The organism is Streptomyces sp. NPDC005195, from assembly GCF_040608315.1.
Classification (GTDB): domain Bacteria; phylum Actinomycetota; class Actinomycetes; order Streptomycetales; family Streptomycetaceae; genus Streptomyces; species Streptomyces kaempferi.
On the sequence record NZ_JBEXHZ010000003.1, the window covers coordinates 294488 to 307167 of the forward strand.

A 12680-nucleotide genomic window follows, 5' to 3' on the forward strand; every position below is an offset into this window, starting at 1 on the left:
CCCGCGCCCCCCGCACCCCGGGGGCGCCCCCGCCCGGTCGGCCGCCCGGCCTCAGGGATGCATCCGTGCCCCCTTGAACACCTTGTCCACCCCGTTCCGCGGCCCGTACACCGCCAGCCCGACCAGATCCAGTGCCGCGGTCGGCACGGCCCGTACGGCGGCCCGGTTGTCCCGGTCGTTGCCCGTGGTGAACAGGTCGGACGTGAAGACCGCCCTCGGGAGCGCCCGGACCAGCGCGCGGCCGTGCGCCGCGGTCAGTGTCTCCTTGCCGCCCTCGAAGATCATGACCGGCTGGCGGAACATGGGCAGGTACGGGACGCCGTCCGCGTCGGCATAGGGCTCGCCGACCACCTCGGGGACGGTCGCCCCGAGGCCGCTGACCAGGAAGGCGGTCACGTTGAGCCGCTGCCAGGGCTCGAGGTCGTCCCTCAGCAGTACGGCGATCTTGGTGTCGAAACGGGTGGGCTCGTTGTCCGGTGTGCTCATGCCTCGAGACTGTCGACCGCCGTACGACGCCGTCTTGTACGTTGTTTGCATGGCGGCCCAGCGGGAGATCTCCGCGTGGCGCCCGCGGATCCCGGGCGTCGTGGAGGTCTTCCACGCCCACTACACCGAGTACGCGTACCCGATGCACGTCCACGAGGCGTGGACGCTGCTGATCGTCGACGACGGTGCCGTGCGCTACGACCTCGACCGGCACGAGCACGGCACCCCGCACGACACGGTCTCGCTGCTGCCGCCGCACGTCCCCCACAACGGTTCGCCGGTCACCGAGGACGGATTCCGCAAACGCGTCCTCTATCTCGACCTGAGCCGGCTCGACGCGAGTCTCATCGGCCCCGCGGTGGACGGTCCCGATCTGCGCGACCCTCTGCTGCGCCGGCGCGTCGGGCAGCTGCACACCGCTCTCGCGCACCCCGGTGACGAACTGGAGGCCGAGAGCAGACTGACGCTGGTGGCCGAGCGGTTGCGCGGCCATCTGCGGCCGCGTCCCGTCGAGGAGGCGCGTCCTGACCCGACGCTCGCGGACCGGCTGCGCGAGCTGCTGGACGCACGGCTCGTAGACGGGGTCTCCCTCGACGAGGCCGCCCGGCTCCTGCACGCCCATCCCGCCCATCTCGTACGGGCGTTCAGCGGTGCCTTCGGGATCGCGCCGCACCAGTACCTGATGTCGCGGCGCGTCGACCGCGCCCGCGGGCTGCTCCTGGACGGCGGCAGACCGGCCGAGGTGGCCACCACGACCGGTTTCTACGACCAGTCCCACCTCACCCGCCAGTTCAAGCGGCTGGTCGGAGTCGCCCCGGGGCGCTACCGCGGCGGGGCGACGCCGGCCCCACAGACCCGATGAACCCCACCCGAGCGGCACGACGGGTCCGACGGACAGGGGGGCATGACGGGCAGCACCGGTACGACGAGTAGGACCGGTACGACGGGCACGGGTCCGGCGGGGACCGCGCGGCTCAGAGGTCGCGCTGTGCCTCGTACAGGTTCCGTGGCCGTACGACGTCCGTCGTCCCGTACAGCTCCAGGCGGGAGCGCAGGTCGCCGGTGAAGTCGGGTACGTCGATCTGGTCGAACTCCGTGCAGGTGTTGACGCCGACCGTGGCGCTGTAGGGCGCGAGGCCGTCGATCTTGACGAGGCCGGCGCGGTTGTTGGTGTCGCGGATGTTCCAGTGGGTGAATCGGGCGCCGAAGAGGGGCCCGGCGGAGGCGTCGCCGCCGTGGCGGCCGTTGTTGTCGACGGTGATGTCGGTGCGGACGTTGGCGAAGGGCATCCCTCGGTGGGAGTCGAAGGTGCCCATCCGCATGTCGCCGCGCGACCAGACGTTGTGGGAGGAGAGTCCCTCCACGTTGATGCCGTGGAGCTGGGTGTTCGCCGGGGCCGGGACCGTGCGCTGCTCGATGGTGAAGTCCTCGACGAGGTTGTCGTGCGAGCCCTCGCGGCAGAAGTACGGGTGGTGCGAGCCGCGGCCGGCCACGCGGGTGCGGCGCAGGGTGCAGGCGGAGGCGGCCACGAGTCCGAAGCCGTTGTCCACATGGCGTACGACGACGTCGTCCGCCCAGCAGTCGTACGCGCACTGGAACACGACCCCGTTGTAGCCCTTGTCCAGGAGGTGCGGGGGCTGCGGGGTCTCGACGGCCTCCAGGGTGAGGCCTTCGACGCCCGAGCCCGTCAGTGGCTCCACGAGGGTGGTCAGGCGCGGGTCCCACTCGGGGCGTATGTCGAGCGGGAGCGGACGTTCCAGGGTGACCTTCGTGCCCCGCACACGGCTGACGCGCACGGGCCACTCGTAGGGGACGTAGCTGGTCAGCTTGGTCTTGTCGTCCCAGTAGTACGCCTCCGGGCCGGGGCCGCCGCCCGCCATGTGCTCCAGCAGGGTGTGGCCGGCGTCGTCGGCGAGGCGGAGCAGGACGAGCCGGCCCGCCTTCAGCCGGCGCGGGTCGGTGACCGTCACCGTCCATGACCCCCGGGTGGCGGGTGCCACCGTCGTCAGCGTCTCCCACTCGTCGCGACGGTTGCCGGTCCAGCCCTCGAACGGCCAGGCCTTCGCCCGGACGGCGGCGACGAGGGAGTCCAGGCGGGCCGTGGGAGCGAGCCAGATGAGGCCGCCCGCCCAGGACCAGGAGGACTTGTCGCCGCCGTAGCGGGAGCCGTAGACGCCGATCAGCTCGGTGAGGCTCCTGGTCGCGTACAGCTTCGTACGGTCGCTGCCGGCGCCGCGCAGGACGACGTTCGAGTGGCCCACGCGGATCAGGTCGTCGACACGGAAGGTGCCGGGCGGGATGAGAACCGTGCCACCGCCGGCCCTGCCGGCAGCAGCGATGGCACGGTTGATCGCGGGGGCGCAGTCCGTCACGCCGTCGTCCGCCACGGCGCCGAAGTCGCGTACGTCGGCCACGACGGGGCGGCGGGGGAAGCGCGTGGCCCCGGCCCGGAAACCGGCCCGGCCGACGTACGGGATCTGCGGGTGGGTGAAGGGGGAGCGGGTGAACTCCCGCCAGAGTGCGGGCACCTGGCCGTGCACCCCGTGCCGCGCGGCTTCCGTGCCCGTCGGCGCGGCTGTCGCGCCGATCGCCCCGGCGTCCGTGCCCGGTGGCCCGGCGGACGCAGGGGCCCGGCCGGACGCGGCCGCCGCCGGTCCGCCGGTCACCGCGGCGCCCGCCACGGCCACGGCGCTGCCGAGCAGGCCCCGCCTGCTGATGCCCACGTGCTTCTCGCTCATGCCCGCCCGCCTTCCCACACATCCATGGATGTGAATGACGTTCAGATCTGCGTCGGCGGTGAGCATGTCATTGCGAACGCCCGGCCGGAAGAGGGCGTGCAAGGGTTAGTTGGACTGGACCACGAGTCAGTCGGTCGGGCGCTGAGTCAGATGTGTGAACGCGTCCAGATTGCGGGTCGATTCCCCGCGGGAGACCCTCCAGGCGTACTCCTTGCGGATCGCGGAGGCGAAACCGAGCTCAAGGAGGGTGTTGAAAGACCCGTCGGCGGCTTCCAGGACCGACCCGAGCAGGCGGTCGATCTCGTCCGGCGTGACCGCGGCCAGCGGCAGCTTGCCGACCAGGTACACGTCCCCCAGGGGGTCGACCGCGTAACTCACGCCGTAGAGCTTGAGATTGCGCTCCAGGAGCCAGCGGTGGACGCCTTCCTCGTTCTCGTCGGGATGGCGGACCACGAAGGCGTTCAGCGACAGGGAGTGCTTGCCGACGATCAGTGACACGGTCGTCGAGAGCTTGCGGGTGCCGGGCAGTTTCACGACGTACGAGCCCGTCGCGGGACTCTCCCACTCCAGCTCGGCCTCGGTGAGGACCTGCTCGACGATCGACGCTGCGTCAGCCATGGGGCGAGCGTACGTCAGCCGTCCGACAGCGGGGGGTGTCAGCCCTGGTGGCCGCGCACCCTGCGGCGGTGGGTCTGCGTCGCCGCCGTGTACACGTCCGCCGTGGCCGCCGCCGCGGTGTCCCAGCCGAAGCGCTGCGCGTGCCGGGCGGCGGCGTCGCCCATCCGGGCCGAGAGCGTCCGGTCGTCGGCGAAATCGCGCAGCACGCGCGCGTAGGCGGCGGGATCGTGCCCGGGGACGAGGAAACCGGTCTCCCGGTCGCACACGGCGACGGGCAGCCCGCCGACCGCGGCCGCCAGCACCGGCGTGCCGGCCGCCTGGGCCTCGATGGCCACCAGTCCGAAGGACTCGCTGTACGAGGGCATGACCAGCACCGACGCGGCCCGGAACCAGTCCGCGAGCTGCTCCTGGCCGACGGGCGGCCTGAAGCACACGACGTCGGCGATCCCGAGCCGGGCGGCGAGCTTCTGCAGGCCCTCGGGCTTGGCGAGACCGCTGCCGCTGGGACCGCCCACCACGGGGACGACGATGTCGCCGCGCAGCTCGGGACGCTCGTCGAGCAGGACGGCGACCGCGCGCAGCAGCACGTCGGGGGCCTTCAGAGGCTGTATGCGGCCCGCGAAGAGCGGGATCAGGGCGTCCTGCGGGAGCCCGAGGCGGGCACGGGCCGCGGCGCGGCCGTCGGCCGGGCGGAAGCGGTCGAGGTTCACGCCGGGATGGACGACGGCGACCTTGCCGGACTCGGCCTCGTAGTGGCGTACGAGGTCGCCGGCTTCCTCCGCGGTGTTGGCGATGAGGCGGTCGGCGGCGCGCACGATCTGGGTCTCGCCGATGACACGGGCGGCGGGCTCGGGAGTGTCGCCCTCGGCGAGCGCGGCGTTCTTGACCTTGGCCATGGTGTGCATCGCGTGCACCAGGGGCGCGCCCCAGCGCTCGGCGGCGAGCCACCCGACGTGGCCGGAGAGCCAGTAGTGGGAGTGCACCAGGTCGTAGTAGCCGGGGCGGTGCCCGGCCCAGGCCTGCATCACGCCGTGCGTGAAGGCGCACAGCTGGGCGGGCAGGTCCTCCTTGGCGAGGCCTTCGTAGGGGCCCGCGTCGACGTGCCGGACGAGGACTCCCGGGGCCAGCTCGACGGTGGGCGGGAGGGCGGCCGTCGTGGACCGCGTGAAGATCTCGACCTCGATGTTGATCGCGGCGAGGCGCTGGGCCAGCTCCACGATGTAGACGTTCATGCCGCCCGCGTCGCCCGTACCGGGCTGGTGCAGCGGTGACGTGTGCACGGACAGCATCGCCACACGACGTGGCCTCCGGTTAAGCCTGAGCCGTGACGGCGTCGCCTGGGAGCGCCGCCCGAGCCTGCTGACGTACTGGCTCACGTGGCGTTCCTCCTCGCTGCGGGCATGCCGGTCGGAGGGCGCGCCGCACCCTCCAATCCTGGGGAACGCCGGAGCAGGCCGCTCCATTTCCCCTTTGCCGAATCATTGCCAGATGTCGCTCAACCGTTCGATAGCAACCTGCGTACGCGTTCTTTGTCCACAGGGCTGGGGACCGGGGCGGAGGTTGTCCACAGGCGGGCACGGCGTCGCGTACGGCCGCCTACTCTCATACGCATGACAGCCCGCGCCGCGTCCCGCCCCGTGGGAACGGTGACGCGCGGGACCACGAACCCCAACCGCCTGCGCCGGATGGACCGCTGGATCGCGGCCACCCACGGCGCCGAACTGCGCGGAAGCGCCGATCCGGTGGCGGTCGACCTCGGCTACGGGGCATCCCCCTGGACCGCGGTCGAGCTGCTGACGCGCCTGCGCACGGTCGCCCCGCGCACCCGTGTGACGGGTGTGGAGATCGACCCGGCCAGGGTCGCGGCGGCGCGGCCGTACGAGCGGGAGGGGCTCACCTTCCGGCACGGCGGCTTCGAGGTTCCGGTCGAGGGCAGACCGAACCTCATCCGGGCGGCGAACGTGCTGCGCCAGTACGACGAGGAGCAGGTCGCCGCCGTCTGGCAGCGCCTGTGCGCGCGTCTGGCGCCTGCGGGACCGGGCTCCTCGGGCGGCTTGCTCGTCGAGGGCACCTGCGACGAGATCGGCCGCCGGCACGTCTGGGTCGCACTCGGCCCCGAGGGCCCCCGCACGGTCACTTTCGCCACCCGGCTGGGCTCTCTTGACCGCCCCTCCGACCTCGCCGAGCGCCTGCCGAAGGCCTTGATCCACCGCAATGTCCCGGGCGAACCCGTCCACGCGTTCCTGCGCGACTTCGACCACGCCTGGGCGGCCGCCGCGCCCTACGCCTCGTACGGCGCGCGGCAGCGCTGGATCCGCACGGTCCGCGACCTGGCGGCCGACTGGCCCGTGACCGACGCGATATCGCGCTGGCGCCAGGGCGAAGTCACGGTGAGCTGGCAGGCCTTGGCGCCAGGGGTGTGACGGCCAGGGGCGTGGCCCCGGCCCGGCGCGCGGGCGCGCTTCGGCGAACGGTCGCGGACTTCACACGCCCGGACCACTCGCGGAACGAACTCCGCGAGTGGTTCGTCACACAGGCCGGGAGATCGTCTTGCGGAAGCGGGGCGGAGGGAAGGGAGTTCTTGCCCGCCTCTGTCGCGTTGCGCGCCGACATGGCACGATCCCCCGGGCGTCCATAAGTTACTGACGGTGAATCAGTTTGGGGGCGGAGCAATGGGATCCGGCAAGCGGAGCCTGACCACGGCGGCCATGGTTTTGGCGTGCGCCTGCGCGGTGCTGTCGGCACCGGCTGTGGCGTACGCGAGCCCGACACCGGGATCCACGCCGACACCCACCCCGTCGGGCGGTGCGGCGGGCGCGAGGGGTGCGGGCGTCCAGGATCCACAGGCGATCCGCAAGAAGAAGGATCTCCAGGCGATCCGTCTGAAGCTGGACGATCTCTACCACGACGCGGCGGTCGCCACGGACGCGTACAACGCCGCCGAGGAGAAGACCCGCCAGCAGTCCGCCCAGATCGTCGACCTGGCCCAGGAGATCGTCAAGGGTCAGGAGAAGCTCGACCGGCTGAAGGACCTGGCGGGCGCCGCGGCCCGGGCCCAGTACCGGGGCGGCGGCCTGCCTCCCGAGGCGCAGCTTTGGCTGAGCAGGAACCCCCAGGAGTACCTGGACGGCGCGGGCAGGGTTCGTCAGGGCGAGCACGCGGCCGAGGGCCTGCTCGCCGAGATGGCGCGCACGCAGCAGGACTTGGAGCAGTACGCGAAGGACGCCTCCGCCCAGTGGCAGAAGCTGGAGGCCAACCGCGAGGCCAAGGCCGAGGCCCAGAAGAAGATCAAGAAGCAGATCGCCGCCGCCGAGAAGCTGGAGTCCCAGCTGCAGAAAGAGGAGAAGGAGCGGCTGGCGAAGCTGGAGGAGGAGGCCGCCTACAAGGCGCAGACGGCCTGGCTCAGCTCCGGCGTCCTCGCGGAGATCAACGGCAAGGCGTCCGACCAGGGCAAGAAGGCCGTGAAGTACGCCACCGACCAGATCGGCAAGCCGTACGTGTGGGGCGCCGAGGGCCCGAAGTCGTACGACTGCTCGGGGCTGACCTCCCAGGCCTGGATCTCCGCGGGCCACGGCATTCCGCGCACCTCGCAGGAGCAGTGGAAGCAGCTCACCCACGTGGACATCAAGGACATGCGCCCCGGCGACCTGATCATCTACTTCGACGACGCCAGTCATGTCGCGATGTACATCGGGGACGGCGCCATCGTGCACGCGCCCCGGCCGGGCCGGACGGTGACCATCGCGGGCGCGGGATCGATGCCGATACTGGGGGTCGTACGGCCCGACGCGTGAGGCGTCAGGCGCGGACCCGGGGCAGTGGACGTGGGGCCCGGGACAGGGGGGCGTGACCGCTCGGTGACCGGAGCCGGCACGGCGCGCGTCCCGTCGTGACCCACCGCACGTGACCTGCCCCACGGGGGCGCCCGCCTCCCCCGCCCGGAGACGTGACGTTCGTCATCTTCGGCTACCTGGCATCCTGTCCAAGTGCGGTACAGGATGCGGCATATGACGGTGGCCGAATGCCGGAAGCCCAGCCGCACACCATTCCCCCGCGGCGTCCGCTACCGCTATGGTCCCCGTCGGTGGGTCGAGGACCTTCGCCCCACCACGCCCTCGGGGGGAGGGAAGGAACAGACGATGCCCGTACCCATACCGCGGCAGAGAGCGATCCCGGCCGCGGAAAGTGGTCAGGCTTCAGCCGCGTTCTCACCCGGCGGCCCATCCGGAGAGTCAACCGGCGGCCCCGCCGGACACGCGACTGGCGGCCCGGCCGAAGCCTTGCCGGCGCCCCGCGCCGCGACCCCGGTCGACAGCACCACCAACCTGACCCTGCTGGTCATCGAGGACGACCCGGCCGGTTCGCTGAGCGTGCCCGAAATGCTCGACGCGGCCGGCAAGCCGATCCGTATCCGTACCGCCCGCAACCTCACCGAGGCCGAGCGGCTGCTCACCGACGACGTCCACTGCATCCTGCTCGACCTCGCGCTGCCGGCGCCGGGCCGGGCGGCCGAGTCGGACGACGAGCTGGCCACGCTCAAGCATGTACTGCGGCTCGCGCCCCGGCACGCCGTCCTCGCGCTCACCGCGTCGGGGGACGCCGAGCGCGGCGCCGAAGCGGTACGCGTCGGCGCCCAGGACTACCTGTTCCGCGACGAGCTGGACGGCAGACTGCTGAGCCGCGCGATCCGGTACGCGGTGGAGCGGAAACGTTCCGACAAGGCCGAGCGACGGCTCACCGAGTCCAGGCTGCGCGCCCAGGAGAACGCGCGCCTGGAACGCGGACTGCTGCCTACCCCGCTCCTGGAGGGCTCCTCGCTGCGGTTCGCCGCGCGCTACCGCCCCGGTCGTTCCCGGGCCCTGCTCGGCGGCGACTTCTACGACACCGTCCGCACGGCCGACGGCACGGTGCACGCCATGATCGGCGACGTCTGCGGGCACGGACCCGACGAGGCGGCGCTCGGCGTGGAGCTGCGCATCGCCTGGCGGGCGCTGACGTTCGCGGGGATGTGCGGCGACGAGCTGCTCTCGACGCTCCAGCAGGTCCTGGAGCACGAACGCGAGAGCGACGAGATCTTCGCGACGCTGTGCACGGTGGACATCGCGCCGGACGGCCGCCGTGCCGGGCTCTGCCTGGCCGGTCACCCGTCCCCGCTGATAGCCCGCCCCGGCCGCCCGGCCGAACTGCTGCCGTACGAGAACGGCGGCCCGGCGCTCGGCCTGCTGCCCGGCGCCCGCTGGCCGCGCCAGCAGGTGGAGCTGGGCGGCGAGTGGAGTCTGATGCTCTACACGGACGGTCTGATCGAGGGCCGTATCGGCGAGGGCAACCAGCGGCTCGGCCAGGACGGCATGGTGAACATGGTCCGCCGCCAGCTCGCCGAGGGGCTGGAGGGCGAGCAGCTGCTGCGGGCCGCCGTGAGCGAGGTGCGCGAACTCAACGGCGGAGAGCTGACGGACGACGTGGCGGTGCTGCTGCTGGACCGCAAGCCGTAGCGCCGTACGCCCGCGCCCGCCGGAACGCCGCTGCGTGCGTGGTGGTCAACGACCGCCGTTGTACGGACCGTAGGGGCCGTCGCTGCTGCTTCCGCCGCGGCGGCCTCCGCCTCCGGAGACCTGACGGAGCGCGGGGCGTACGTCCACGAAGAAGACGATCGTGGCGACCAGCCCGGCGATCTGCAGGAAGATTATCGGGACCAGCAGATTCACGGCCACCGTGATGCCCAGGATGATCAGCCAGAACATCTTGCTCTGCTTGTCCGCCGCGCGGTACGCGTCCTCGCGGGCGATCGCGGCCATCCCCAGTGCCACCACGGCGAGCACCAGCATGGCCAGGAAGATCAGCGACATGAAGCCGCCGAATGCCGTCAACAGCACTATGCCCACCGCCCGAGTCGAATCATCTCTACGGTCACCGTACCCGGAGAACGGGCCGGGAACTCTGAGAGTGCCCGGCCCGTCCCCGCATCGCTGCGCCGTTCACCCGCCAGGTCCGTCGGCGGGCTCGCGGCGGCCGCTCACTTCGCGGGCGGAGTCGTCTTCTTGGCGACGGGCTTGCGCAGCGGGGCCTTCTTCGGCGCGGTCTTCTTCGCCTCGGCCGGTTCGGCGGCGGCCGTGGCCGGCTTCGGCTCTTCCCTGACCTGGACGGGCTGCGCGTCCGGCTCGACGGCCACGGCCAGTTCCTCGATGCCGTCGGCCGCCCCGCCGCGCCAGGTCCGCACGGTCTGCTCGCCGTGCTCGGCGACCTTCTCGTACGTCTCCCGGGCCTTCACGGCGTACTCGGCGGCGACGCCGACACCGCGCAGGGCGAGGTCCTGGGCCGACTCACCGAGCTTCTTGAGGTCGGTGTCGAGGGTGCCGATGAAGTCCGTCACCCGGGTCTGGATCGTCTCCTGCGCCTCCTTGGCACGGGAGGCGGCCTTCTCCTGGACGGTGTTCGCGTCCATGTTCTTCACGGTCTCGATGCGCGCCGGCGCCTCGGCACGGATCTGCTCCACGATGCCGGGGACCTTCCTGGCCTGCTGGACGGCCAGGTCGGCGGTGCCGGCCAGGAAGTACAGCGGGGTCGGGTCCGTGGCGGCCTTGCGGATGTCGTCGGTGATGGCCATGGCGATGATCCTCCCGGAGTCGCTTTCAGCTGAGGGTTGGGGTGGTCCGCGGCGAACCTGCCGGTCTGCACCGGTAGCGGCGGCACTGCCGCCGCCGGTGCGGGTCAACCGGCGGTCTGCTGCGGATCGGCATCGCTTCCGTCGGCCGTGCGGGGGCCTCGGACAGCGGTGTCCGGCGATTGCTGGGTGTCCGATATGTTCTGCGCCGGGTCCTGCACCATCTCCTGGACCACGCCTGGGGCCATGCCCTGTGTCCCGCCCTGGACCATGTCCGGCGTGATCTCGAATCCGTTCTCCTTGCGGAAGGACTCGTAGATCTGGAGCAGTACCTGCTTCTGCCGCTCGTTCAGCGTGGGATCGGCGAGGATGACGGCACGTGTCTCCACCTCGTCCCGGTCCCGCTCGGCGTCGAGGATGCCGGCCCGCACGTACAGCGTCTCGGCGGAGATCCGCAGCGCCTTGGCGACCTGCTGCAGCACCTCCGCGCTCGGCTTGCGCAGCCCGCGCTCGATCTGGCTCAGATACGGATTGGACACCCCGGCGGCGTCGGCGAGCTGCCGCAGTGACAGCTGCGCGTTGCGCCGCTGTTCACGCAGATACTCACCGAGATTGCCGACGTTGAGCGATGCCATGGCTCCACCATGCCGCACCTCCGCTAACAATTGCAAGCACCCGCTTGCAAAAGTGCGCTGCGCCACGCCGAAAGCCCCCGGTCGGACGCAGGCGCGCTGTCCGTTCCCAGCAGATGTGGCGCGTCCCAGTGGTTCTGGCACACGGCCTGGCGGAGTCCCGGCGAAGCCGGCTTGTACGGTCCACCGCATGGTGGACGAGTTCGATGTGGCTCAAGCTCTGCGCGGTGGGACACCCGACAGGGCGCGAGCCTGGGCCTTCGTTCGGGACTTTGCCGCGGCGTTGGCGGAGCCGCTCGCCGACGGCGCCGGTACGCGGGCGGAGGAACGCGGGTAGGCGGGCGGAGGAACCGGAGCGAGCCGAGGAGACGCCGGGGCTCGCGCTGCCGACCGCGTTGCGCGAGTGGAGTCTCCCGAGTACCCGATGTGGACGGGGAAGGAAAAGTCACCCGCGTGCTGGTTCTCCGCGCCGCAAGAGATTCCCCGGACGACGGCGGGAATCCGCGGCGACCTCGGCGACCTCGGCGACCAGAAGTAATCGACAGTTTCCGAAAGCGACCGAGTGGCTGGAAACCAGGGGGCACATTTCGCCTCGGACATCGCCCGGCGATCTCGGAGTTCTCGCCGAAGTCGCTCCGTAAAGCCGCGGAGCCCACCACCTGGAAACGGTCTGGGTGGATGGCTTTTCCATCCACCCAGACCGTGACATCAGTTATTGTTGTTGTTGGTGCCACCGCCATTGTTGTTGTTATTGTTGTTGTTATTGACGATGACGGTAATCTTCAACCCGTCGTCGTCGAAATCCCAGTCCCGCAGGTCGTAACCAGCGTCGCCGTCCGCTTCGTCATTCCACTCCGCCCGGTCTTCGGCAGCGCCGCCGTCCGCATCGTCCTTGAACTCCGCGCGGTCGTGACCACCGTCGCCGTCCGCATCGTCCTTGAACTCCGCGCGGTCGTGACCACCGTCGCCGTCCGCGTCGGCCTTGGAGTCCGCCCGGTCGTAACCACCGTCGACGTCCGCATTGTGCTTGAAGTCCGCCCAGTCGTGGCCGCCGTCGACATCGTCCTCGGGGGCGGAGAAGGCAACGCTTGAGCGGAAGGTCTTGAGCGAGTCATGACCTGCGGCTTGCGCCATGGGCGCCGACCAGAGACCTACCATCCCGCCGCCGAGCACGACCAGCGCCGCCGCCCTGACACCCAGGCGGGGGTGACGCGAGGAAGTGCCCTCGCCTTGGCGCCAGTTGCGCGTCACCTTGAGCTTCGAAAACATCTTGCGTCCTCTCTCCTCGCATAGGCGAGGGAACTGTCCGATTGGTTCGAGGATGCAAACGTTGAGCCGCATCCAGCCTCATCACGCTTTCCGTGCGAACTGCATGCGATAACGGTTCGACCTGCGAGGTTAGGCCAGATGCTGGCATGTCTGCGACAGGCAGCTCAGCCCCGATGGCGCTTCTGGAGACCAGGCGATAAAGTGGTCGGCCTCACATTGCCCTGACGCCCGTCAGTTCGCCTGGCGGCCTGTTTCGACCTGCCGACCGGGCCGCGCAGGGTGAGCGGAGCGAGCCACCTCGATCCTGATGACGCAGGGACATTTCGGAACGGCGCT

General features: G+C 70.9%; 12 protein-coding genes. 4 read left to right on the top strand and 8 right to left on the bottom strand.

Annotated elements, in window-relative coordinates; all coding sequences use genetic code 11:
- Positions 1 to 51: 51 nt before the first annotated feature.
- Positions 52 to 486, bottom strand: coding sequence for a DUF2000 domain-containing protein (locus ABZV34_RS05785; protein ID WP_356271632.1), 435 nt, complete (start codon positions 484 to 486; stop codon positions 52 to 54).
- A 49-nt stretch (positions 487 to 535) separates the two neighbouring features.
- Here ABZV34_RS05785 and ABZV34_RS05790 point away from each other — a divergent pair, with 49 nt between their 5' ends.
- A complete protein-coding gene (locus ABZV34_RS05790) occupies positions 536 to 1348 on the top strand; it encodes an AraC family transcriptional regulator (RefSeq protein WP_356271634.1) in 813 nt (270 codons plus the stop codon).
- Between the two features lie 112 nt (positions 1349 to 1460).
- On the opposite strand, the gene ABZV34_RS05795 is transcribed toward ABZV34_RS05790, so the two are convergent.
- From ABZV34_RS05795 to mshA, 3 genes are all read right to left on the bottom strand, one after another.
- A complete protein-coding gene (locus tag ABZV34_RS05795; protein ID WP_356271636.1) occupies positions 1461 to 3224 on the bottom strand; it encodes a glycosyl hydrolase family 28-related protein in 1764 nt (587 codons plus the stop codon).
- A 126-nt stretch (positions 3225 to 3350) separates the two neighbouring features.
- Positions 3351 to 3842 (bottom strand): YbjN domain-containing protein, encoded by a 492-nt coding sequence (locus ABZV34_RS05800; protein WP_356271638.1) that lies wholly within the window; start codon positions 3840 to 3842, stop codon positions 3351 to 3353.
- Positions 3843 to 3880: 38 nt separating this feature from the next.
- The gene (gene mshA, locus ABZV34_RS05805; RefSeq protein ID WP_356271640.1) at positions 3881 to 5218 is read right to left on the bottom strand and encodes a D-inositol-3-phosphate glycosyltransferase; all 1338 of its coding nucleotides are present in this window, start codon (positions 5216 to 5218) and stop codon (positions 3881 to 3883) included.
- A gap of 234 nt (positions 5219 to 5452) precedes the next feature.
- Here mshA and ABZV34_RS05810 point away from each other — a divergent pair, with 234 nt between their 5' ends.
- From ABZV34_RS05810 to ABZV34_RS05820, 3 genes are all read left to right on the top strand, one after another.
- Positions 5453 to 6265 (top strand): class I SAM-dependent methyltransferase, encoded by an 813-nt coding sequence (locus tag ABZV34_RS05810; protein ID WP_356271642.1) that lies wholly within the window; start codon positions 5453 to 5455, stop codon positions 6263 to 6265.
- Positions 6266 to 6514: 249 nt separating this feature from the next.
- Positions 6515 to 7636 carry an NlpC/P60 family protein gene (locus ABZV34_RS05815; RefSeq protein ID WP_356271644.1) on the top strand — a complete coding sequence of 374 codons (1122 nt, stop codon included), beginning with the start codon at positions 6515 to 6517 and terminating at the stop codon, positions 7634 to 7636.
- Between the two features lie 345 nt (positions 7637 to 7981).
- Positions 7982 to 9334 (top strand): SpoIIE family protein phosphatase, encoded by a 1353-nt coding sequence (locus tag ABZV34_RS05820; protein ID WP_356271646.1) that lies wholly within the window; start codon positions 7982 to 7984, stop codon positions 9332 to 9334.
- Between the two features lie 45 nt (positions 9335 to 9379).
- Here ABZV34_RS05820 and ABZV34_RS05825 read toward each other — a convergent pair whose 3' ends face one another.
- The 4 genes from ABZV34_RS05825 to ABZV34_RS05840 all read right to left on the bottom strand — a co-directional run bounded on the left by ABZV34_RS05825 (position 9380) and on the right by ABZV34_RS05840 (position 12344).
- On the bottom strand, positions 9380 to 9715 hold the full coding sequence (locus ABZV34_RS05825) for a DUF2516 family protein (protein WP_356271804.1): 336 nt from the start codon (positions 9713 to 9715) through the stop codon (positions 9380 to 9382).
- A gap of 140 nt (positions 9716 to 9855) precedes the next feature.
- Positions 9856 to 10446, bottom strand: a complete 591-nt coding sequence (locus ABZV34_RS05830) for a hypothetical protein (protein ID WP_356271648.1) — start codon at positions 10444 to 10446, stop codon at positions 9856 to 9858.
- A 104-nt stretch (positions 10447 to 10550) separates the two neighbouring features.
- On the bottom strand, positions 10551 to 11078 hold the full coding sequence (locus tag ABZV34_RS05835; protein ID WP_356271650.1) for a helix-turn-helix transcriptional regulator: 528 nt from the start codon (positions 11076 to 11078) through the stop codon (positions 10551 to 10553).
- A gap of 705 nt (positions 11079 to 11783) precedes the next feature.
- Positions 11784 to 12344: a hypothetical protein gene (locus tag ABZV34_RS05840; RefSeq protein WP_356271652.1), complete on the bottom strand. Its 561-nt coding sequence runs from the start codon at positions 12342 to 12344 to the stop codon at positions 11784 to 11786.
- Positions 12345 to 12680: the final 336 nt, after the last annotated feature.